Here is a 22,928-nt window from a genome sequence, read left to right as displayed (position 1 = left end):
TGGTCAGCGCAGCTTCGGGTTCAGCGCGTCGCGCAGCCAGTCGCCGAGCAGGTTGACCGAGAGCACGATCAGCCCGAGCTGCAGCGAGGGGAAGACGACGAGCCACCAGGAGCCGGAGAACAGGTACTGGTTGCCGATGCGGATCAGCGTCCCCAGCGAAGGCTGCGTGATCGGCATGCCGACGCCGAGGAAGGACAGCGTCGCCTCGGAGAGAATGGCGAGGCCGAGACTGAGCGTCGCCGAAACCAGAACCGGCGTCATCGTGTTGGGCAGGATGTGGCGGCCCATGATCCGCACGGCGGGCACCTTGATGATGCGGGCGGCGAGCACGTATTCCTTGCGGCGCTCGACCATGGTCAGCGCGCGCACGGTACGGGCGTACTGCACCCAGCTCGTCAGCGCGATCGAGAGCACGAGCACCACGGCAGAGAAGGGCTCGCGCAGGGCCGGCGGCAGCATCTCGCGGAAGATCGCCGAAACCAGGATCGCCATCAGCAGCGTCGGGATCGAGAGCACGGTGTCGCCCAGCCGCATCAGCAGGTTGTCGACGCGCCCGCCATAGAAGCCGGCGGTGAGCCCGATCGAGACGCCGATCAGCATCGAGACGACGACGGCAGAGAAACCGATGATCAGCGAGATGCGCGAGCCGTAGAGGATGGCCGAGAGCACGTCGCGCCCCTGCGGATCGGTGCCGAGCAGGAAGGGCCATTCGCCGCCGGATTGCCAGATCGGCGGGATCTCGGCCTTGTCGATGAAGACCTGGGCAAGATCATAGGGGTTCTGCGGCGCGATCAGCGGGGCGAAGAGCGCGGTCAGGACGAGCAGTACCAGCACCACCGCCGAGAGCCAGGCGACCGGCGTGTGGCAGAAGCTCCAGCCGATATCGCTGTCGAGGAAGCGACGCAGGCGGCTGGGTTTCTTCACGGTGTCAGCGGGCATTCGCGCCTCCCGTCAGCGCGTCCTCGCGCAGGCGCGGATCGACCCAGGCATAGGTCAGGTCGACCAGCGTGTTGAGCGTGACGAAGATGAAGGAGACGACGATCAGATAGGCCGCCATCACCGGGATATCGACGAAGGTCACGGCCTGGACGAAGAGCATGCCCATGCCCGGCCACTGGAACACCGTCTCGGTCACCAGCGCGAAGGCGATGAGATTGCCGATCTGCAGGCCGGTGACGGTGATGACCGGCATCAGGCAGTTGCGCAGCGCATGGCCGAAATGGACGGCGCGGGACGGCAGACCGCGCGCCCGGGCAAAGCGGATGAAATCGGTGCGCATGGTCTCCAGCATCTCGGCGCGGACGAGGCGCATCACCAGCGTGATCTGGAAGAGCGAGAGCGTGATGCCGGGCAGGATCAGCGCCTTGCGCCCGGAGGCAGTCAGGAAGCCCGTGCTCCACCAGCCGATCTGCACGACCTCGCCGCGCCCGAAGGCCGGCAGCCATTGCAGCGTCACCGAGAAGAGCAGGATCAAGAGGATGCCCAGCGCAAAGCTCGGCAGGGAGACCCCGAGCACCGAAACGAATTGCAGGGTCTTGGCGAGGAAACTGTCTCGTCGGATCGCGGTGTAGACGCCGAGCGGGACGCCGACGGCGAGCGACAGGAAGGTCGCGACCAGCACCAGCTCGAAGGTCGCCGGGAAGCGCTCCGAGATCAGCGTGAAGACGTCCTGCTGGTTGCGGTAGGAGATGCCGAAATCGCCGCGCACGGCATTGCCGACGAAGGTCGCGTATTGCAGCACGAAGCCCTTGTCGAGGCCGAGGCGGACGCGCAGTTCGTCGCGCTGCTGCTGGCTCGCCTGCTCGTTCAGCATCAGCTCCACGGGGTCGCCGACGAAGCGGAAGATCAGGAAGGCGAGAAACGCCACCGCCAGCATGACGCCGGCGGCGTTGAGCAGTCGCTTCAGGAGAAAGGCCGGCATCTGGACAGCTCCGATCGTGGCAACGCGCCGTCAGCGATCTCGCAGGGCATCCGAACCCCCACCCGTCATCCCGGACAAGCGGCGAAGCCGCGCCGATCCGGGATCCATCGAAGGGCGTCGCGCTCTAGGATGGATCCCGGCGCTCCGCTGCGCTGCGGCCGGGATGACGGCGCGGATGGGTTCAGTAAGCGCCCCGACTTGGAACCGCTCACTTCATCATGGTCAGCCAGAGCCGCGGCTTGTTGTCCGAGGCCTGCACGGTCGAGACGACGGTCGAGCGCATCGCCCAGGCCATCGGCTGCTGGTGCAGCGGGATGAAGAGCTGCTCCTGCTTGGCGATCTTGAGCGCCTCCTTCATCATCTCGATGCGCTTGGGCGTGTCGAGCTCGACGCCGGCCTTGTCGACCAGCGCGTCGATGCGCGGATCGCCCCAGTTGCCCCAGTTGAAGACGCCGCTGGTGCCGCCCTTGGAATGCAGCACCTGTACCAAGAGGGAATAGGCGTCGATCATCGGCTCGTTGGCCCAGCCGAAGGAGATGACGTCGAAATCGCCCTTGACGCGCTTCGGCGTCTGCTGGCTGCGCGGGGCCATGCTGAGGTTCGGCTTGAAACCGGCGCGCGACCACATCGCCGCGACCGCCTGGCAGAACTCCTCCTCGTTGACGAGGGAGTCGCTCTGGCAGTTGATCTGGAAGGAGAAGCCGTTGGGATAGCCGGCATCCGCCAGCAGCTTCTTGGCGCCATTCAGGTCGAAGGGCAGACGCTCGTCCTGCGAGGGGTCGTAGCCGGGGATGGCAGGGGCGACCAGCGCACCGGTATTGCGCGACAGGCCGCGCATCGCCCGCTTCTGCACCGCATCGATGTCGATGGCGCGATAGAGCGCCTCGCGGACCCGGATGTCCTTGAAGGGGTTCTTGTCCTTGACGTCGCTCTCGACGAGCTTGTCGCCGAGGTTCAGGGCGAAGAACACCGAGCGCAATTCGTTGGTCTGCAGCACCTTAACGTCGGGCGAAGCCGAGAGGCGCGGCAGGTCCTGCAGCGGGGCGACGTTGGTGTAGTCGATCTCGCCGGAGAGCAGCGCCGCGACACGGGTCGAGGACGAGGTGATCGGGGTGAATTCGATCACGTCGATATTATGCTGCGGCTTGTCCCACCAGTCGGCATTCTTGACGAAGACCGTCTTGGCATCGGCGCGGCGGCTCTCGACCTTGAACGGGCCGGTGCCGTTGGCATTGTCGGTGGCGTAGCCCTTCACGCCCTTGCCGGAATCGGTGGGGAGCAGCGAATTGTTCGCTTCCAGCCAGGCCTTGTTGAAGATGAAGATGTTGGTGAGGTCGTTCAGCAGCAGCGGATAGGGCCCGTTGACCTCGATCTCGACGGTGTAGTCGTCGATCTTCTTCGAGCTCTTGTAGGCTGGCAGATTGCCCTTGAGCGGGGAATCGGGGTGCATGACGCGCGTCAGCGAGGCGATGACGTCGTCGGCCGAGAAGGGGTTGCCGTTGTGGAACTTCACGCCCTTGCGCAGCTTGAAGCGCCAAACCGTCGGCGACACCGTCTCCCAGGACTCGGCCAGCGCCGGCTCGATCTTGAGATCGCCGGTATAGCGCACCAACCCCTCATAGACGTGGTTCAGAACCGATAGCGTGAAGGTCTCGCCGTAGGAATAGGGATCGAGCGAGGCGATTTCGCGCGACGCGCCCCATTTCAGCGTCTTGGCTTCCGCCGCACCGGTGAGCGCAAAGGCGGCGACGGCCGCCAGCAACCAGGCCTTCTTCATCGACTTCTCCCCTTTTGGTCGACGCGCCCGCCGGCTCGCCGAGTCTCGACCGCTTTCTGCCGTCCCGTTATGCACCTGACGCTTTCCGCGCCAATTTCGTGTGCGATTATCAGGCAGACTTGCATACGATGTCATGATCGTATTGTATGCGATTATTGAACACAAGCGGAAACTGGCGCGGAGACCGCTATCGTGACATTGACACCCCCGGACAAAGCCATTCCAGCACGAGGGACAACCACGATGGGCGAGAAGCGAACCCCGGTTCTGCGCGCCGAATCCGTCTATCGCGCCCTGCGGCGCGCCATCATCGAGCAAGCCCTGAAGCCGGGCATGAAGCTGCCCGAGGATTCGATCGGCGAACAACTCGGCGTCAGCCGCACCCTGGTGCGCGAGGCCTTCGGACGCCTCGCCGTCGAAGGCCTCGTCGAGCTCAAGCCCAATCGCGGCGCCTCAGTGGCCTACCCGACGCTGGAAGAGGCGCGCGACGTGTTCGAGGTCAGGCGCGGCCTGGAGCGGCTCGTCGCCGAAAGCCTGGCCGGCCGCATCACCTCCGCCCAGATCACCGAACTGGAAGCCCATGTCCGCCAGGAGGAAAAAGCGCATGAGCAGGACGGACCGGAATCGATCCGGCTCTCCGGCGAGTTCCATATCAAGCTCGCCAAGATGACCGGCAATGCGCTTTTGCTGCGCTATGTGCAGGAGGCCTCGTCGCGCTGTTCGCTGATCCTGGCGATCTATGGACGCCCACATTCGAGCGAATGCGCCGTCTCCGAGCATCGCCAATTGATCGACGCGCTCCGCGCCGGCGACGCCGCCCGCGCCGCCGACCTGATGGACCACCACCTGCGGGCCGTCGTCACCCGCGCGCTGCTGACGCCCCGCGTCGAGCGCGACATCCGCGATGTGCTCGCCCCCTACGCCCTCAGCGAAGGACTGACACCGTCATGACCGCACATCCGACAGAACAGCCGGGTTCTCAGAGCCCGCCAGACATAGTCACCTTCGATTTTGCGGCGCTGACGCCGCGCGAGCGCTACAAGCTACTGATCGGCGCTGTCGTGCCGCGACCGATCGCCCTGGTTACCACCGTCGACGAAAACGGCACGGTGAACGCCGCGCCCTTTTCCTTCTTCAATTGCCTCTCGGCCGATCCTGCGATCCTGGCGCTCGGCGTCGAGTACAGGCCGAGCGGTGCGCAGAAGGACACCGGCCGCAATGTCCGGCAGACGCTGGGTTTCACCGTCAATATCGTGTCCGATGCGCTACTGGAGGGCATGAATGTCTGCGCCGTACCGTTCGAGCCGGGCATCGACGAACTCGCGGCCGCCGGCCTGACGGCGATGCCCGGCGTCAGGGTCCCCTGCCCGTGGATCGGCCAGGCGCCGGCGGCGTTCGAATGCCGCCACCACACCACGCTCGGCATCGGCAACTCACGCGAGATCATTCTCGGAGAGGTCGTCTACGCCCACTTCCGCGCCGACACGATCGATCCCCAGAAGCTCTATGTCGATCCGGCGGCCCTTGATGCCATCGGCCGCATGGGCGGGCACGGCTATGCAACGACGCGCGACTATTTCGACCTACCGACCATGTCGGTGCCGACTTGGGAAACCGATCCTGGAGCCGCCAATCGGCGCCGCCGCTGAAGCATCCCCGTTCCTGCGCGGATGACGCACACAAAGACATGCACTAGACGCAGGCCAATTAGTCTTTGGTCTATTTGATCTGCGTCAAGAACATTGCGCCCCCTGCACGCAAGCCATGGCGGGGGCGGGCCCGATACGCCATCCTGACACGAAGCGATCCTATCGGCCAATCAAGACCGAGCGATCCGGGTGGACGACCCAAGGCCAGGGAGGATGGGCGATGTGCAAGATCATGCGTCGGTGGCGCAGCATTCGGCATTTCCATCCGCAAGGTGACGCATGACGGCCACCACGGATATCGTCGATTTCCAGATCGAGACGCCGGATGGCGCGGTGCTGCACGCCTTCAAGGAAGGTCATGGCCAGCCGCTGCTGCTCATCAGCGGGCTCAGCGGCAGCGCCGCCTTCTGGAGCGAGATCGCTGCGACGCTCTCACGCTCCTTCCAGGTCATCCGCTTCGACCAGCGCGGCATCGGCGCGAGCACGCGCGGCGACGCCCCCTGCACCATCGAAACGCTGGCGCAGGACAGCCTCGCGGTGCTCGACGCGGCCGGCGTCGCGCGGGCGGTGGTGCTCGGCCACTCGACCGGCGGCTGCATCGCGCAGACGCTCGCCAAGCTCGCGCCCGGCCGTCTCGACGGCCTGATCCTGAGCGCGAGCTGGCTGAAATCCGGCCGCTATCTCAACGCCGTCTTCGGCGCGCGGCGCGCGATCCTGGGCTGCGATCCCTATGCCTATGCCGCGATCTCCGTGCTCAGCGGCTACCAGCCGCGCTGGATCGAGGCGAACTGGCACATCTACGACGCCGCGATCGAGGCCGCGCCGGTGAGCGAGCACGCCCGGACGATTGCGCGCGAGCGCCTCGACGCGCTGCTCGCCTTCGACGGCACGGCCGATATCGACTCGCTGATGATGCCGGTCCTGATCCTCGGCACGCGCGACGACATGGTCGTCCCCGTCTATCACCAGGAGGCGCTCGCCGCCGCCCTGCCCGGCTGCCGCCGCGCGATCATGGAAACCGGCGGACACCTCTTCCCGATCTCCCGGCCCGACGCCTTCACCGCGACCGTGGCGGAGTGGATCGGCGAACTCTGACAATCACACCGCGCGGCGAAATGGCTCATGCCATCGTCGCGCGACTCAGGGCTAAACAAGAATGCCTCCAAGTCGAAAGACGTGATCATGCGAGCCATTCTCTCCGGCCTTGTCCTTCTCCTGCCTCTCCTATCCCAGCCCGCCGCGGCACAGGACGCCGCCGCGGGCGAGCGCTCCTTCGCCAAATGCCGCGCCTGCCACCAGATCGGCGAGGGCGCGCGCAACCTCGTCGGCCCCGAGCTCAACGGCCTGATCGGCCGGCATTCCGGCGCCGTCGAGGGCTATAGCTACTCGGCCGCCAACAAGAATTCCGGCCTGACCTGGGACGAGGCGACCTTCGCCGAATACATCAAGGATCCGAAGGCCAAGATTCCCGGCACCAAGATGATCTTTGCCGGCATCAAGGGCGAGAAGGAAATCAAGGACCTGACCGCCTTCCTCAAGCAGTTCGACAAGGACGGCAAGAAGCTCTGAATCCGGGCTGCGTCACCGGCAAGCTTGGTCTTCGGCAGCGGCCTGTCGTATCTCTCTGCGTCTGATGACGAAGGAGAGCTCGATGGCCGCCCCCGCGACCCGGACGAAACCCCTTTCCGCCTTGCGGGACTTCCTGCACAGCGAAGCGGCCGGCGGCATCGTCCTGATGGTCGTCGCGGCGCTGGCGCTCGTCGTCGCCAATTCGCCGGCCGCGCCGCTCTATTTCGGCGTTTTGAAGAGCTATGTGCTGGGGCTTTCGGTCCTGCACTGGATCAACGACGCGCTGATGGCGGTGTTCTTCCTGCTCGTCGGCCTCGAGATCAAGCGCGAGATGCTTGACGGGCAATTGTCGAGCTGGAGCCGCCGCGTGCTGCCCGGCTTCGCCGCGCTCGGCGGCATGATCGCGCCGGCACTGGTCTATGTCGGCTTCAATCTCGGCTCGCCCGAGACGCTGCGCGGCTGGGCCATTCCCGCCGCCACCGATATCGCCTTCGCGCTCGGCGTGCTCTCGCTGCTGGGCTCGCGCGTGCCGGCCTCGCTCAAGATCTTCCTGACCGCGCTCGCCATCCTCGACGATCTCGGCGCGGTCATCATCATCGCGATCTTCTATACGGCCGAGCTCTCCGGCTTGCATCTCGGCCTCGCCGCCGCGACGCTCGCGGCCCTGATCGCGCTGAACCGGCTCGGCGTGGTCAGGCTTGTGCCCTATCTCGTGCTCGGCGCGGCGCTATGGTACTTCACCCTGAAATCCGGCGTGCATGCGACGCTGGCCGGCGTCGCGCTGGCGCTGACCATCCCGCTCACGCCCTCGCCCGCGAAGCCCGACAGCGCCTCTTCGCCGCTGCACCGGCTGGAACACGGGCTGCACCCATGGGTCGCCTTCCTGATCATCCCGATCTTCGGCTTCGCCAATGCCGGCGTCTCCTTTGCCGGGCTTGGCCTCGCGACGCTCGGTCAGGCCGTGCCGCTCGGCATCATGCTCGGGCTGTTCCTCGGCAAGCAGATCGGCGTCTTCGGATTCGGCTGGCTGGCGATCCGCGCCGGGCTTGCCGATCTGCCGGCGAAGGCCTCCTGGGCGCAGTTCTACGGCATCGCCCTGCTCTGCGGCATCGGCTTCACCATGAGCCTGTTCATCGGGCTGCTGGCCTTTCCGGCTTCGGAAGCCCTGCAGGACCAGACCAAGATCGGGGTGCTCGCCGGTTCGCTGCTCTCCGGCCTCGGCGGCTGGCTGCTGCTGCGGCTGGCGCAACCGGAAGATGTCCACAACCAGGCCATGCGCGAATCGAAGAGCTGATGCGAATTCGCGGAACGCCTCTTCCATTTCTGTGAATCGATGCAATATTTATTCGCTCCGGCGATCATCGTGATTCGGAGCCGGACGAATGCAAGCCAGGAAAGGGCTTCCAGCGTCGATGAAGAAGGCCAAGCGGAAACCGGGAGAGAAGCGGTCGCAGATCGCCGCGATGCCGATCCGCCACGCCGCCGACGGCTCGACCGAGATCCTGCTCGTCACGTCGCGCACCACGCGCCGCTGGATCGTACCCAAGGGCTGGCCGATGAAGGGCCTCAAGGACCGCGACGCCGCCGCGCGCGAGGCCTATGAGGAGGCCGGCGTCGTCGGCCGCGTCAGCGAGAAGCCGGCCGGGCGCTATACCTACTGGAAGCGGATGAGCGACCATTTCGCGCTCTGCGAGGTCAAGCTCTACCTGCTCCAGGTCGAGCGGCAGCTCGACAGCTGGGCCGAGCAGCACCAGCGGGACCTGCACTGGTTCAAGCTGGCGGACGCCGCCGACATCGTCGACGAGCCCGAGCTCAGCACCGCTATCCGCAAGCTCGACACGCGGGTCGCCGTCGCGGCCTGAACAGGCGGCCACGTCCTGACAAGCGTCTTCGCCGCCCGCGCCATCGCGCGGGCGTTCGCATGTCGAGGGGCGAGCGGAGCGCCGCGAGGCGCGGGTGATCCAAGCCGCTTCCGTTGAGCCAGGATGCGGCGCGGATGGATTGAGCCACCATCCGCACGCCCCGTGGCGCTCCGCTTGCCGGCGATTTCAGTCTCCGGGCCGCGCTTATACGGTCGGAGTTCCAGAGATCGGCCGCTTCCCGGATCAGCTCGGCTCATCGCCTCGTCACCCGTTCCGCGTTCGGTCCTGGATTCCCCGAACCTTCCAGCGAGCTCCTCGCACAGGGATCGTAGTATCCCCAGGGCGGTGCCCCGAAGCCTCCCGGGGCCGGGGTGCAAACCCGGCCGCAGGCGCCGCCCCCGCCCCGCCATGCAGCATGCCTCCGGATGGCCGCCCCTCGGGGTGAGGTGGGCCGAGGATAGGGGCGGGTTGCAAGGGCGGGGATAAGTTGTCGGCGCGCGCAATGGAGCCGTCATGCTCGGGCTCGACCCGAGCATCTCATGACACGAAGGCTCCAGCGCCTGGTCCTGCCTGAGATTCTCGGGTCTGCGTTTCGCTTCGCCCGAAAATGACGGTGAGCGCCCATTCCGGGGCTCGCGCGGCGAGAACCCGGAATGACAAAGGGCGACCGCCGGCTCAGTCGATGATCTCGGCGCCTTCGGCAACGAGCCGCGCGACATTCTCCTTCATCCGGCGCAGCACCTCGGGCGGATGGCCCTCCCAAGCCGTCACCTCGCCGACGACCCGCAACGGCTGCTGCGAGCGATAGGAGCGCGTCGGATTGCCGGGGAATTTCTTGTCGGTCAGGTTGGGATCGTCGACGATCGCGCCGGTCGGCTCGACGATATAGATGCGCTGGCGCCCCTCGCCGCGGGCGAGTTCGGCGCCCCAGATCGCGGCATCGAGCGTGCCCGAGCAATAGACCCAGGACAGCGGCTTGCCCTCCCGGAAGTTGGATTCATGGCCGACGGCGATCAAGTCTCCGGGTTTCAGATCGGCGCGGGTACCATGATAGAGACGCTCGGGCTGGGTGGTGTCGGCGGTCGGCATCGGCTTGCTCCCTTGCGGTGAATCGGGGGCAGCCTTCATGGACCAGGGACCCCGGCTTGCCGCAAGCCCCGGCTCGGGTTAGACAATGATCATGGCAGGGAACGGCACCCTGCATTCCCCCGACAATTTCTCGAAGATGACGCGACGCCTTGCTGGCGGCAGATGGCCGTTGCGCAGGCATGCGCGCGCATCCCGTCATGGTCGGGCCTGTCCCGACCATCCACGTCTTTGGGACCGTGATTTGGTTTCGATGAGACCGCTTGCCCGCAACGTCGCAAGCCGTGGATGCTCGGCACAAGGCCGAGCATGACGCGAGGCGCAGGAAGCGTGACACCCTTTCCTTCTCCCGGATGGGAGAAGGTGGCGCGGAGCGCCGGATGACGGTGTGGGGCTTCAATGGAGGGCGCGGCGGAGCCGTTTCGGCTGACGATCGGCGGCGGTCCCTCACCCCTCCCCCTCTCCCATCCGGGAGAGGGGTTCTCCGGCGCGTCGCCGTCAACGCAGGCGCCCTACTGCACCACCCAGAACGCCCGCGCGCCCGGCGGCAGCTTGTCCAGCGCGCGCTCGAAGGCTTGTGCCTCGACATGCCGGCGGAGGGCGCGGGCGACATCGGCGATGCCGGTTTCGGGGAGGAGCGTATGGTCGTGGCGGTGGCCGATCGCCTCCCGCGTCAGCGCCGCGGGGTCGGCGAAGGGTTTTAGCGGCTGCGCCGTGTTCCAGCCTTGCAGAAACATGGCGCCGAGCAGCGGCGGCAGGGCGTTCGCGAAGGTGACGCCCTCCGCCGGCGTCAATCGCGCCCGGAAGGTGACCAGCACGGCCAGCACCGCCGCATAGCTCTGATGGGTGGTGCCGAGCCCGAGTTCATCGCGCGCATCGAGCAGGAAGCGTTCGAAATCGCGCGAGGCATGGACGAAGGTAGAGGGGACGGTCATGGCGGCAAAGATAGGCGATAGCGCCTACACCGTCATGGTCGGTCTCGTTCCAACCAGTCACACTTGCCGTAAGGAGGACCCGTACGTGGAGCCCCCGCGGGCCAAACTACGACAAGGAATTCTACACGCTCTAGCTGTACTCTAGCGCGATAAAATGCACATTGCGACTAGTTGGCGGCTGCTGGGGCATAAATTGATCACCCGTGAGCACACCCAAGAAGCACTATCTCACGCGTATATTCATGCTATTGCCGGTCTTGCCGGGCTTAACCTGGCCGCACGCTCCATATTTGACTATGGAATCGATGGGACATTCCGACCCGTAAAACTTAGGAATGGGGAGCGAATTGAGACGGGTCACTCGGTTGACTTTCAAATGAAGGCAACCACCCGATGGACAATCAGCGAAGAATTTATCATTTATGATCTTGAGGCTCGTGCTCATCGACTTCTAACGGCTGATCGCGAGCCGGGCATGCCGCTCGCTATATTGATCTTGCTATGCCTTCCTGAAAACCCGGTAGATTGGCTAGACGGCGGAGAAGAGCATCTGCATCTGCGGCACTGTTGCTATTGGTACCAGCCCGAAGGTCCCCCAACCGAGAATATTGCGACGACCCGCATTCAAGTGCCCCGCACCAACCTACTGACACCGAATAGCTTGCGGGAAGTTATGCAGTTGGCACGCCGAAAGGCTCTAGGGCTATGATCGGGCCTGTCCGAGATATAGAAGCCGTGTCGCTGGGATCGCTGAAACGCTACCTAGCCACGTCAGGCTGGAACCGTCGCACCATTGAGACTGGAATCGAGCTGTTCAGCCTCGCGAATGACGAAGAGATCGAGATCATCCTACCCCCGACAGCGCACTCAAAGGATGTAAAAAGAAGAATTTTCGACGCGGTAACGACTTTGGCTGCACTGGAAAGGCGTAACCTCGAAGAGATTTTGATATCTATACGTGCGATTAGCTATGACGTATTGCGTTCCCGACTGCCCGATACCGCCATACGCCATGACACCCTCAGACTCGGCGATGCCGAGGAGTTCATTAAGCGGATGGTCAAGGTTCTTGCTGCGACCGCGCACGGTGAACTTCATACTGGCCCGTATTTCGAGCGCATCAGCAGTGTGGCCACCGCATATGCTAACGAATGTCGCTTTGGACATACGTTCCGAGGCAGCTTCGGCTTTACCGTCGAGTCGCCGGTTGGCCCTAATACCATAAATGCAGGTGAGTTCGTGCCTGCTTCACCGCTTGAACGACGCGCGATGCTCCGGCTTGCGAGGGGATTGCGCGTGGTGGAAGGCGCCATTAAGCGCGAAGCTCCGTCGGAAATCGTTGAGAATTATGAGAATGGCCTCAACGCAAACGCGTGTGAGGATCTCGCAACCATGGTGGAAATTCCGCGAGTAGAGGAAATCTCATTCGAGATAGCATTCTCGCCAGAATGGGGCTTACCCGATGACCTCGGTGCCAAGCTCAACATGACAATCGGCCACCCCCGCGGACTTGAGGTTATGCGTGAGGCAGCAAAGCAATTACGGATTGTGAATTACGAGAAGCAGCGCACCGTTGTCGGCAAGGTACGCACACTGCATTCGATGGAGGATAACCCTGCGGAGCTTTTTACCATTTCTGGTCTACAGGACGTAGTTATAGAATGGGAAAGCGAAGAATTTGGCAGGAAATTGGTTCGTGTCTCACTAGGGCCTGAAGAGTACCTTCAAGCGATGGAAGCTCACCGAGCCGGCAGGACAATTTCCGTGTTTGGTGAGCTTGAACGCCAACCTTGGCGTCTGGAAAACGCCCGCGATTTTCGACTGGTTTAATCCGCGAGAGTTTGCGCTACGCGCTAATCTCGTACCGGCGCGTCGCACTACCTCCCCCTTCTTCTCCGCTCCCCCGCCCCCTTCGGCCGCGATTCCGGCACCGGGCCCATCTCGTCCAGGGTCGGCTTCCGCACCCGTGAGGTGCCGGTCAGCAGCGGGTTCGGCTTCTCGCCGGCTTTCGGCTTGCCCTCGCCGCCGCCGAGATTATGCGGGCCCATATCCGCGTCCGTGGGTTTCCGGGCGCGGGTCGGCGGCAGGTTGGCGCTGGAGCCGTAGCTGCGCTCGCCCTTATACTTGCCGGCGGATGCCTCGACATCGCCCTGCCGGGCGAGCGGATCGTCCGAAATCGCCAGCTCCGTCGCCTGCAGGCGCTTGATCTCGTCGCGCAGGCGGGCCGCCGTCTCGAATTCGAGATCGGCCGCGGCCTCGCGCATGCGCTTCTCGAGATCGGCGATCGCGGCCTTGAGGTTGTGGCCAGAGGCCGGCGCCACCAGCCCCTTGTCGACCGTGACATGGTCGCGCTCATAGACCGAGCCGAGGATGTCGCCGATGGCGCGCTTGATCGTCTGCGGCGTGATGCCGTGCTCGGCATTGTAGGCGAGCTGCTTCTCGCGGCGGCGGTTGGTCTCGGCCAGCGCCCGCTCCATCGAGCCGGTGACGTGGTCGGCATAGAGGATGACCTTGCCGTCGACGTTTCGGGCGGCGCGGCCGATGGTCTGGATCAGCGAGGTCTCGGAGCGCAGGAAGCCCTCCTTGTCGGCGTCGAGAATGGCAACGAAGCCGCATTCGGGGATGTCTAGGCCCTCGCGCAGCAGGTTGATGCCGACCAGCACGTCGAAGGCGCCGAGACGGAGATCGCGCAGGATCTCGATGCGCTCGATCGTGTCGATATCCGAGTGCATGTAGCGCACGCGCACGCCGTTCTCGTGCAGGTATTCGGTCAGGTCCTCGGCCATGCGCTTGGTCAGCACCGTGACGAGGGTGCGATAGCCCTTCTCGGTGACCTCCTTGATCTCGTCCAGCAGGTCCGCGACCTGGTGCTTGGCGGGCCGGATCTCGACCGGCGGGTCGATCAGGCCGGTCGGGCGGATGACCTGCTCGGTGAAGACGCCGCCGGTCTGCTCCATCTCCCAGCCGCCGGGCGTGGCCGAGACATGCACCGACTGGGGCCGCATCGCGTCCCATTCCTCGAAGCGCAGCGGCCGGTTGTCCATGCAGGAGGGCAGGCGGAAGCCGTATTCGGCCAGCGTCGCCTTGCGGCGGAAGTCGCCCCGGTACATGCCGCCGATCTGCGGCACGGTGACGTGGCTCTCGTCGGTGAAGACCAGCGCGTTGTCGGGCAGGTATTCGAACAGCGTCGGCGGCGGCTCGCCCGGCTTGCGGCCGGTGAGATAGCGCGAATAGTTCTCGATGCCGTTGCAGGAGCCGGTGGCCTCGATCATCTCGATGTCGAAGGTGCAGCGCTGGTCGAGCCTTTGCGCCTCCAGGAAGCGGCCCATGCGGTTGAGCTCGTCGAGGCGGGCCTTGAGCTCCTCCTTGATCGACTTCACGGCCTGGGTCAGCGTCGGGCGCGGCGTGGTGTAGTGCGAATTGCCGTAGACCTTGATGAATTCGAGCTCGCCGGTCTTCTGGCCGGTCAGCGGGTCGAACTCGGAGATCGACTCGACCTCGTCGCCGAACAGGCCGATGCGCCAGGCCCGGTCCTCATAGTGCGCCGGGTAGAGCTCGATCACGTCCCCTCTCACGCGAAACGTGCCGCGGGCGAAGTCGTGCTGGGTGCGCTTGTACTGGAGCGCGACGAGATCGGCGATGAGCTGGCGCTGCTCGATGCGCTCGCCGAGCTTCACCGAGAAGGTCATCGCCGTATAGGTCTCGACCGAGCCGATACCGTAGATGCAGGAGACGCTGGCTACGATGATCACGTCGTCGCGTTCGAGCAGGGAGCGCGTCGCCGAGTGGCGCATGCGGTCGATCTGCTCGTTGATCGAGGATTCCTTCTCGATATAGGTGTCCGAGCGCGGGACATAGGCCTCCGGCTGATAATAGTCGTAATAGGAGACGAAGTACTCGACCGCGTTGTCGGGGAAGAAGCTCTTGAACTCCCCGTAAAGCTGCGCGGCCAGCGTCTTGTTCGGCGCCAGGATCAGCGCCGGGCGCTGCGTCTCCTCGATCACCTTGGCCATGGTGAAGGTCTTGCCCGAGCCGGTGACGCCGAGCAGCACCTGGTCGCGCTCCTGCCGGCGGATGCCGTCGACGAGATCGGCGATCGCGGTCGGCTGGTCGCCCGAGGGGGAGAACTCCGACTTCATCTGGAAGCGGATGCCGCCCTCCGATTTCTCGGGGCGCTCCGGCCGGTGCGGCGTCCAGGGCTTGCCGGGCTGGATGAAGGGGCTGCCGGTCTCCAGCAGCGCCTGCAGCGAGGTCGCCGTCGCGGCCGCCGCGCCCTCGGCGCCGATGAAGGCGCCATCCGCCTTCTTGGAGAGCTTGCGCTTGGGCCTCTCCTCGCCGCCCGGCCGTTCCGTGGCATAGCTCGGCTTCGCCTCGTAGCCGGCCTGCGGCTTGTCGCTGAAGCCGGAGGCGCCGCCCGGCACCGCCGTGCCGCGGTTGATCGCGGGGTTCAGCAGATCGGCGAGATAGCCTTCGAGCGGCTTCAGCTCGGGCTTGGTCGCCTTGGAATTCGGCGTGCGGGCCGAGGACGGCTTCTTCGCCGGTTTCGGCTTGGTCGCGGTGGTGTCGGAGCTTTTCGGCATGGCCGCAATATGGGGCGGAACCGCCGCGGATGCGAGGGGGCATGGCGCCGAGCCGGTGCCGATGGTGACAGGAGTTGACAGGATAGGATAAAACAACCTATAGTTGCATAGATGCGGCGGCTACAATCTTGGAGCCGTAAGATGTTTCGGGGCGGGGCCGAGCCTGTGGAGGATGAGGTCGAGGCCTTCATCACGCGGTGGCGCGTGTCGGAAGGCGCGGAACGCGCGGCTTATGCGCAGTTCCTGAGCGAGTTGTGCCGGTTGATCGGCGTCGAGCGGCCGCTGCCGCCCACCAGCGATACCGATGCCGTGACCTATCGCTTCGAATATCCCGTGCGATTTCCCGACGGCCAAGGCGGGCACACGACGGGCCGGATCGACCTCTACAAGAAGGGCGCCTTCGTCCTGGAGGCCAAGCAAAGCCGCCTGAAAGGACAGGCCAAGGAGGTTCTGCCGGCGCAGGGAGCCCTGCCCTTCGCCGAACCGGCGGGGCCAAGGGGCCGGCGCGGTGCGGATCGCGCCTGGGACGTGCTCCTGCTCAACGCCCGCCGCCAGGCCGAGGATTACGCCAAGGCGCTGCCGGCGAGCCATGGCTGGCCGCCCTTCCTGATCGTCTGCGATGTCGGGCATTGTTTCGAATTCTACGCGGACTTCACCGGGCAAGGTAAGAACTACGTCCAGTTCCCCGACCGGCAGAGCTACCGCGTCTATCTCGACCAGCTCCGCGATCCCGCCATCCGCGCACGGCTCGCCGCGATCTGGACCGACCCGCTCTCGCTCGACCCGGCACGCCATGCCGCCCGCGTCACGCGGGCGATCGCCGAGAGGCTGGCCGCCGTGTCGAAGGCGCTGGAGCGCCAGCACGATCCCGAAGAGGTCGCGCTGTTCCTGATGCGTTGCCTGTTCACGATGTTCGCCGAGGATGTCGGGCTGATCCGCAAGGATGCCTTCAAGGCCCTGCTGCGCGAGTGCCGGGAGGATCCGGATTCCTTCCAGCCGCTGGTCTCCGAGCTGTGGGCCGCGATGGACAAGGGGCATTATTCGACTTCCGTCCGCGAGCGGATGAAGCGCTTCAACGGCAAGCTCTACGAGGATGCCCAGGTCTTCCCGCTCGGGCGCGAAGAGATCGGCGAGTTGCTGGCGGCTGCCGAACACGACTGGAAGGACGTGGAGCCTGCGATCTTCGGGACGCTGCTGGAACAGGCTCTGGACCCGCCGGAGCGGGCGAAATTCGGCGCCCATTACACGCCGCGCGCCTATGTCGAACAGTTGGTCGTCGAAACGGTGATCGGTCCGTTGCGGGAGGACTGGCGAGCGGTGCTTGCCGCCGCCCAGCAGGCCCGCGATGGCGGTGACGCGAGCAAGGCGCTGGCGCTGGTCGAGGACTTTCACGAAACCCTGTGCCGAACGCGCGTGCTCGATCCCGCCTGCGGAACCGGAAACTTCCTGCACGTCGCACAGGAGTTGATGAAGAAGCTCGAAGGCGAGGTGCTCGACGCCGCGAGCGAACTCGGCAGCGCCGAAGCGCTCGGCGGCTTCGCGCAACATGCGGTCGGTCCGCACCAGTTCCTGGGCATGGAGATCAATCGCAGGGCCGTCGCCATTGCCGATCTCGTGCTGTGGATCGGCCATCTGCAATGGCACTTCCGCACGCGCGGCTTCGCCCCCAGGGAACCCATTCTCGAAAAGCTCGACCACATCCACAAGCGCGACGCCGTTCTGTCATGGGACGGCTGGCCGATCCCGGACTGGCGCGACGGCGAGGAATTCCTACCGAACCCGCACAGGCCGGAATGGCCCGAAGCCGAGTTCATCGTCGGCAACCCGCCCTTCATCGGCGGCAAGGACCTGCGGGCGCGGCTTGGAAACGCTTATGCGGAAGCCCTCTGGGCCGTGCACCCGCAGATGAACCAGAGCGCCGATCTGGTGATGTACTGGTGGGACCGCGCCGCCGAATTGCTGACGCAACCGGGCACGAAGCTCCGGCGCTTCGGCTTCGTCACCACCAACTCGATCACCCAGCTTTTCCAGCGCCGGACGGTCGAACGGCACCTCGTGGGCAAGCGGCCCCTCTCGCTGGTCATGGCGATCGCGGACCATCCCTGGACCAAAGCGGGGAAGGATGCCGCTGCGGTGCGCATCGCGATGACGGTCGCACGCGCCGGATATCACGAGGGCAAGCTCTGCACGGTCATGTCCGAAGCCGGGCTCGACAGCGACCAGCCCCGGATCGAGCTCCACGAGCGCAAGGGACGGATCAATCCCGATCTGACGATCGGGGCCGATGGCGCCCAAGCATCCGGCCTCCAGGCTAATACCGGATTGTGCTCCCGCGGGGTCTCGCTCCACGGCGCGGGCTTCATCGTGACGCCTGCCGAGGCCGGCGCGCTCGGGCTCGGCCTCAGGCCGGGGCTCGAAGCCCATATACGCCCCTACCGCAACGGCCGCGACCTGACGGAACGGCCGCGCGGCGTCATGGCCATCGATCTGTTCGGCCTCGCGGCGGAAGAGGTCCGCGCGCGCTTCCCGGAGGTCTACCAGCATGTGAAGCTGACGGTGAAGGAAGCACGGAACGGGGCCGGCAAGATCATTGGCCGCGACGCCAATCGGCGCGACAGCTATCGCTTGCAATGGTGGGTATTCGGGGAACCACGCCGCGAGTTGCGCCCTGCCCTCGCCCCTCTCCAGCGCTACATCGTGACCGTCGAGACCGCCAAGCATCGCGTCTTCCAGTTCCTCGACGCCGCGATCCTGCCCGACAACATGCTGGTTGCCGTGGGGCTCTCGGACGCCTTCCATCTGGGCGTGCTCTCGTCGCGCTTTCACGTCCTCTGGTCGTTCCATCAAGGCGCGACGCTCGAAGACCGCCCCCGCTACTCGAAATCCCGCTGTTTCGACCCGTTTCCGTTCCCGGATGCCAGCGAAGCGCAGAAACAGGCCATTCGCCGCTCCGCCGAAGCGCTGGATGCGCTGCGCAAGCAGGTTCTGGCCGCTCATCCGGACCTCACCCTCACCAAGCTCTACAATGTCCGGGAGACGATCCGCGCGCGCAACGCGCTCAGTGCCGGGGAGTGCAGTGTCCGCGACCGCGGATTGGCCTTGATCCTCGACGAGCACCACCAGGCCATCGATGCCGCCGTCGCCGCAGCCTATGGCTGGCCGGTCGACCTGGCCGAGGAGGAGGTTCTCGCCCGCCTCGTCGCGCTGAACCGGCTGCGCGCACAGGAGGAGGCCCGCGGCATCGTCCATTGGCTCCGGCCGGACTATCAACGCCCGCGCTTCGGCACGCCCGGCCGATCCGGCGAGCAGGTCGAGGCCATCCTCCCGGAGCCGATCCCGGCCGCAGCCGGCAAGCCGGCCTTTCCCACCGAAGCCGTCGGGCGGGTCGCGGCCGTGCTCGCGGCGCTCGCCGAGGCTCCGGCGCCGATCGATGCACGGGCGATCGCGGCGCGCTTCCGTCAAGGGCTCAAGGTCGAGCGCGCCATCCGCGCCATCCTGGTCTCGCTGGCGCGGGTCGGCGAAATCTCGACCGTGGATGGCGGCCGCAGCTTCGCACGCCGATTGACCGGCACGGCGTAACCCGGATCGGGCCGAAGCCCGGACGCCACGACCCGCTACAGGGGCTCGAGCTCCGTATGGGATTTGAGCGCGTAGCCGCCATTGGCCTGCGTCACCAGATAGGCCGGGTTCGTCTCGGAGGCGTTGCGGTGCACGCGCGTGCCCTTGATGGTGCGGCTGACCGGCTCGGTGAAGACCTGCTCGACGCGGCCACGTGCGCGATGCGCTCCCCAGCGCCATGTCACATCGGTTCCGGGCTTCAGCGGCTCGGTCATCTCTGCGCTCCGTTCGAGTCGATGGGAAGACAACGTCGCAGGCCGATGCGGGTTCAGGCCCGCGCGGCGAGCCATGTCTGGATGCCGGCTGCGGCCGCGACGCCGGTGGCGAAACTCGCCTGCAGCAGATAGCCGCCTGTCGGCGCCTCCCAGTCGAGCATCTCGCCGGCGACGAAGACGCCCGGCAGGCGCTTCAGCATGAAGCCGGCGTCGCATTCGTCGCGCGTGATGCCGCCGGCCGTCGAGATGGCGCGCGCGATCGGCATGGCGGCTTCGAGCTGTAGCGGCGCTGCCTTGATCAGCGCGGCCAGCGCGTCCGGTTCTTCAGGAAGGCGCGCTCCGGCCGCATCGCGCAGCAGGGCGATCGCGACGGGGGCAAGGCCCGCCGCCTTGCGCAGGTGATTGCTCAGCGTCTCGCCCTTGCGCCGCTTCGCGAGCCGGGCGGCGAGGTCCGGCGCGGGTAGATCGGGCCGCAGGTCGATGCGGATCGTGGCAATTCCGTCGCGCGCGATCGCCTCGCGGATCGGCGCTGACAGCGCGTAGATCGCGCCGCCTTCGATGCCCTCGGCATCGATCATCGCCTCGCCGGCAACCTGTTCGCTGCCGCAGCGGATCGCGATGCGCTTGAGCGGCTGGCCGGCGAAGCGCTCCTTCATCTGCGGCGACCAGGCGACCGTGAAGCCGCCATTGGCGGGCCGGAGCGGCGAGATCGCGACGCCACGCGCCGCCAGCAACGGCGCCCAGCCGCCATCCGAGCCAAGGCGCGGCCAGCTTGCGCCGCCCAGCGCCAGCAGCGTGGCATCCGGGCGGATGGTTTCGGTTTCGCCGGTCGCGAGGCGGAATGTCAGGGCGCCTGCGGCATCCCAGCCGGTCCAGAGTCGGCTCGATGCCAGCTTCACCCCTAGCCCGTCGAGCCGGACGAGCCAGGCGCGCAGCAGCGGCGAGGCCTTCATGGCGCGGGGGAAGACGCGGCCGCTGGAGCCGACGAAGGTTTCGGCGCCGAGCCCGTCGGCCCAATCGCGCAGGGCCTGCGGCGGGAAGGTACGCAACGCAGGTTCGAGCCAGCCGCTCGCTTCGCGATAGCGGCGAAGAAAGGCGTCGAAGGGCTCGGAATGCGTCAGATTCAGGCCGCCGCGTCCGGCGAGCAGGAACTTGCGGGCCGGCGAGGCCATGCGCTCGTAGATCGTGACGCGATGACCGGCGCCGGCCAGCCGCTCGGCCGCGATCAGGCCCGCGGGGCCCGCGCCGATGATGGCGATGTTGCGTATCGGCTTTTCCACCGCTGCCCTGTTCTCATCTGGATGCGTCATTCCGAGCGCAGCGAAGCGGAGACCCCGAATCCATCGTAGAGTGCGACACCCTTCGATGGATTCCGGATCGGCGCCGCTATCGCGGCTTGTCCGGAATGACGATGTGTTTCATTCGCCCCCTTGCATTACCCTGCTCGCCCCGGAGCGGAAACAGCCTAGGACCCATCGATGCCGACCATCGCCGCCTATATCGGCGCCGCGCTCTTCGAGATCGCAGGGTGCTTTGCTTTCTGGGGCTGGTTCCGGCTCGGCAAGCCGGTCTGGTGGCTGCTGCCGGGGCTGGTCTCTCTCGGGCTCTTCGCCTGGCTGCTGACGCTGGTCGAGAGCGCCGCGGCGGGGCGCGCCTTCGCCGCCTATGGCGGGGTCTATATCGCCGCCTCGCTCGGCTGGCTCTGGGCTGTCGAGGGTGTCAGGCCGGATCGCTGGGACCTGACCGGGGGCGCCATCTGCCTCGCCGGGGCGGCGATCATCCTGGTGGCACCGCGTTAGACCGGCCGCTCCATAACCGTCATGCTCGCCCTTATGGCGAGCATCCACGTCTTGGACACCACGTCGCATGAAGGAGACGTGGATGGTCGGGACAAGCCCGACCATGACGGAAACGGCCATTCAAAAAGCGTCAGCCGCCCGAATGCGCGGCGGGGATGAGCACGGATGGCATCTCGCGCTGCGCGGCGGCGGCCTTGGTCTCGCGCAGGCGGCTTTCGCGCAATTCGTTGGCGCTCTCCAGAATCGGATAGGCGATCGAGACGATATGGCCGTGGATGCGCTTGAGATCGCGGATGATGTCGAGATGGATCGCGCTGGTCTCGATCGATTCCGGCCGGCCCGAGCGCAGGCGCTGGAAATGACTGTCTGTGGCGCGCCGCTCGGCATCGCGCATCGCCGCCTTGTCGGCGAAGAGCTGGCGGGCGAGCACGAGATCGCGCGTCGCGAAGACATTGAGCGCCAGCGCCAGCGCCGAGGCGACGCGATGGTGGAAGTCGCGGATCTCGGCCAGCCCCTCCGGCGAGAAGGCATAGCGCTTGCGGATCTTCTTCTCGGCAAGCTCGCGCAGGTTCTTGTCGATGATGTCGCCGATATGCTCGAGATTGGTGATCAGGGTGATGATCTCGAACAGGCGCCGGCTCTCCTCCTCGGAGAGCTCGTTGCGGGAGACCTTGACCAGATAGAGCTTGATCGACTCGTGGATGGTGTCGACGCCGTCATCGGCCTGGGCGATGGCGCGGGATAGCTTGAGCTCGTCCTTCTCCAGCAGAGTCATGGTATCGCGCAGCATACCCTCGACGCGGTCGCCGAGGCGCAAGGCCTCGCGCATCGCGCCGGCCAGCGCCTCGGTCGGGCTGTCGAGCGCGTTGGGGTCGAGATAGCGCGGGGTCACGGCCTCGGCCTTGTCCTCCTTGCCAGGCATGAAGCGCTCGACCAGCGCCGAGACCGACCCGACGAAAGGCAGGAAGACCAGCGCGCCCACGACGTTCAGCATGACGTGGAATTCGATGGCGAGCCGGCCGTCCGACGGCGACAGGCTGACGAGCCAGGCCGAGAGCGGGCCGACGAAAGGCAGCACGGCCAGCGCCAGGATCAGGCGCGTCGCGAGATTACCGATAGCGGCGCGGCGCTGGGCTGCGGGCGCGCCGAGCTGGTCGAGCACCGGGATCAGCGCATTGCCGAGATTGGCGCCGATGACCAGCGTCAGCGCCGTCGCCGGCGGGAACAGGCCCGACGCCGCGAAGGTCGCGACGAGCAGGATGATCGCGATCGAGGAATGCACCAGCCAGGTCGCGGCGATGGCGGCGAGGATGCCGAGCAGCGGCTCGGAGCCCATGGCGGCAAGCACCGTGCGGAAGGTCGGCGACTGCGCCAGCGGGGCGGCGGCCGTGTTGAGCTCGATCAGCGAGAGCAGGATCAGGCCGATGCCGACCAGCACCCGGCCGATATTGCGCGGGCGCTCCATCGCCTCGCTGGACAGGTACATGGCGACGCCGACGGCGACGCAGAGCCCCCAGAGCCAGCCAAGATCCATCGAGATCACGAAGGCGGCCAGCGAGGTGCCGAGATTGGCGCCGAGCAGGACGGCGAGCGCCATGGCCGGCACGATCAGCGCCTGACCGGCGAAGGAGGAGACGAGCAGCGTGGTCGCCGTCGAGCTCTGCAGCACCATGGTCACGGCGACGCCGCTGCCGAAGGCGGCAAAGCGATTGCGCGTGAAACTCTGCAGGGCCTGCCTGAGCTGCGAGCCGAAGGCGCGCATCGCGCCGGTTCGAACCAGCCTGACCGCCCAGATCAGCAGCGCGACGCCGCCGACGAGGTGGATCAGGATGTTGGTTGCGCTCTCGCCCGTGGCCATTTTCGTGCGGTCTTTCCCCGTTTCGGGTGACGATCTTCGGCTGAATCTACCAATTTTTG

19 protein-coding genes are annotated in these 22,928 nt (G+C 66.0%); 10 read left to right on the top strand and 9 right to left on the bottom strand.

Translation table 11 applies throughout. The annotated features are described in order from the left end of the window. Window positions 1-3: 3 nt before the first annotated feature. The 3 genes from JHD80_RS12445 to JHD80_RS12435 form a co-directional block, all read right to left on the bottom strand. Window positions 4-939, bottom strand: a complete 936-nt coding sequence (locus tag JHD80_RS12445; RefSeq protein WP_199087559.1) for an ABC transporter permease — start codon at window positions 937-939, stop codon at window positions 4-6. Beyond that, a complete protein-coding gene (locus JHD80_RS12440; RefSeq protein WP_199087557.1) occupies window positions 929-1,921 on the bottom strand; it encodes an ABC transporter permease in 993 nt (330 codons plus the stop codon). The genes JHD80_RS12445 and JHD80_RS12440 overlap by 11 nt, the downstream gene beginning before the upstream one ends. A 208-nt stretch (window positions 1,922-2,129) precedes the next feature. Beyond that, window positions 2,130-3,698: an ABC transporter substrate-binding protein gene (locus tag JHD80_RS12435; protein WP_199087555.1), complete on the bottom strand. Its 1,569-nt coding sequence runs from the start codon at window positions 3,696-3,698 to the stop codon at window positions 2,130-2,132. Between the two features lie 243 nt (window positions 3,699-3,941). Between JHD80_RS12435 and JHD80_RS12430 the strand changes: the two genes are divergently transcribed. The 6 genes from JHD80_RS12430 (at window position 3,942) to JHD80_RS12405 (ending at window position 8,778) form a co-directional block, all read left to right on the top strand. Beyond that, a complete protein-coding gene (locus JHD80_RS12430; RefSeq protein WP_199087553.1) occupies window positions 3,942-4,649 on the top strand; it encodes a GntR family transcriptional regulator in 708 nt (235 codons plus the stop codon). Further along, window positions 4,646-5,347 carry a flavin reductase family protein gene (locus JHD80_RS12425; RefSeq protein ID WP_199087551.1) on the top strand — a complete coding sequence of 234 codons (702 nt, stop codon included), beginning with the start codon at window positions 4,646-4,648 and terminating at the stop codon, window positions 5,345-5,347. The genes JHD80_RS12430 and JHD80_RS12425 overlap by 4 nt, the downstream gene beginning before the upstream one ends. 279 nt (window positions 5,348-5,626) lie before the next feature. Further along, entirely contained in the window at window positions 5,627-6,442 is an 816-nt protein-coding gene (locus tag JHD80_RS12420; RefSeq protein ID WP_199087549.1) for an alpha/beta fold hydrolase, read from the top strand. An 87-nt stretch (window positions 6,443-6,529) separates the two neighbouring features. Next, on the top strand, window positions 6,530-6,916 hold the full coding sequence (locus JHD80_RS12415) for a c-type cytochrome (RefSeq protein WP_199087547.1): 387 nt from the start codon (window positions 6,530-6,532) through the stop codon (window positions 6,914-6,916). An 82-nt stretch (window positions 6,917-6,998) separates the two neighbouring features. Continuing rightward, complete coding sequence (nhaA, locus tag JHD80_RS12410; protein WP_248311528.1) at window positions 6,999-8,210, top strand: Na+/H+ antiporter NhaA; 1,212 nt, start codon at window positions 6,999-7,001, stop codon at window positions 8,208-8,210. 118 nt (window positions 8,211-8,328) lie between these two features. After that, entirely contained in the window at window positions 8,329-8,778 is a 450-nt protein-coding gene (locus JHD80_RS12405) for an NUDIX hydrolase (protein WP_248311527.1), read from the top strand. Between the two features lie 675 nt (window positions 8,779-9,453). Here JHD80_RS12405 and arr read toward each other — a convergent pair. Together arr and JHD80_RS12395 are read right to left on the bottom strand one after the other, a co-directional pair. After that, the gene (arr, locus tag JHD80_RS12400) at window positions 9,454-9,867 is read right to left on the bottom strand and encodes an NAD(+)--rifampin ADP-ribosyltransferase (RefSeq protein WP_199087542.1); all 414 of its coding nucleotides are present in this window, start codon (window positions 9,865-9,867) and stop codon (window positions 9,454-9,456) included. Window positions 9,868-10,376: 509 nt separating this feature from the next. Further along, the gene (locus JHD80_RS12395) at window positions 10,377-10,799 is read right to left on the bottom strand and encodes a DUF2267 domain-containing protein (protein ID WP_199087540.1); all 423 of its coding nucleotides are present in this window, start codon (window positions 10,797-10,799) and stop codon (window positions 10,377-10,379) included. A gap of 154 nt (window positions 10,800-10,953) precedes the next feature. Between JHD80_RS12395 and JHD80_RS29390 the strand changes: the two genes are divergently transcribed. Beyond that, window positions 10,954-11,508: a DUF4365 domain-containing protein gene (locus JHD80_RS29390; RefSeq protein WP_465246521.1), complete on the top strand. Its 555-nt coding sequence runs from the start codon at window positions 10,954-10,956 to the stop codon at window positions 11,506-11,508. Next, window positions 11,505-12,629 carry a hypothetical protein gene (locus tag JHD80_RS12385; protein ID WP_199087536.1) on the top strand — a complete coding sequence of 375 codons (1,125 nt, stop codon included), beginning with the start codon at window positions 11,505-11,507 and terminating at the stop codon, window positions 12,627-12,629. Before JHD80_RS29390 ends, JHD80_RS12385 begins: the two co-directional genes overlap by 4 nt. Window positions 12,630-12,676: 47 nt before the next feature. Here the strand turns inward: JHD80_RS12385 and uvrB are convergent, their stop codons facing one another. Next, entirely contained in the window at window positions 12,677-15,379 is a 2,703-nt protein-coding gene (uvrB, locus tag JHD80_RS12380) for an excinuclease ABC subunit UvrB (protein WP_199087534.1), read from the bottom strand. A 141-nt stretch (window positions 15,380-15,520) separates the two neighbouring features. Between uvrB and JHD80_RS12375 the strand changes: the two genes are divergently transcribed. Continuing rightward, the gene (locus tag JHD80_RS12375; protein ID WP_199087532.1) at window positions 15,521-18,958 is read left to right on the top strand and encodes a class I SAM-dependent DNA methyltransferase; all 3,438 of its coding nucleotides are present in this window, start codon (window positions 15,521-15,523) and stop codon (window positions 18,956-18,958) included. 35 nt (window positions 18,959-18,993) lie between these two features. On the opposite strand, the gene JHD80_RS12370 is transcribed toward JHD80_RS12375, so the two are convergent. Beyond that, window positions 18,994-19,212 (bottom strand): hypervirulence associated TUDOR domain-containing protein, encoded by a 219-nt coding sequence (locus JHD80_RS12370; protein ID WP_199087530.1) that lies wholly within the window; start codon window positions 19,210-19,212, stop codon window positions 18,994-18,996. A 53-nt stretch (window positions 19,213-19,265) separates the two neighbouring features. Further along, window positions 19,266-20,522 (bottom strand): TIGR03862 family flavoprotein, encoded by a 1,257-nt coding sequence (locus tag JHD80_RS12365; RefSeq protein WP_199087528.1) that lies wholly within the window; start codon window positions 20,520-20,522, stop codon window positions 19,266-19,268. 168 nt (window positions 20,523-20,690) lie between these two features. On the opposite strand from JHD80_RS12365, the gene JHD80_RS12360 reads away from it, so the two are divergent. Continuing rightward, a complete protein-coding gene (locus JHD80_RS12360; RefSeq protein ID WP_199087526.1) occupies window positions 20,691-21,011 on the top strand; it encodes a YnfA family protein in 321 nt (106 codons plus the stop codon). A gap of 130 nt (window positions 21,012-21,141) precedes the next feature. Here JHD80_RS12360 and JHD80_RS12355 read toward each other — a convergent pair whose 3' ends face one another. Beyond that, a complete protein-coding gene (locus JHD80_RS12355) occupies window positions 21,142-22,869 on the bottom strand; it encodes a Na/Pi cotransporter family protein (RefSeq protein WP_199087523.1) in 1,728 nt (575 codons plus the stop codon). Window positions 22,870-22,928: the final 59 nt, after the last annotated feature.

This window comes from Allobosea sp. ASV33 (assembly GCF_016428755.1).
Classification (GTDB): Bacteria; Pseudomonadota; Alphaproteobacteria; order Rhizobiales; family Beijerinckiaceae; genus Allobosea.
This window is presented reverse-complemented; position numbering and strand designations above follow the sequence as displayed.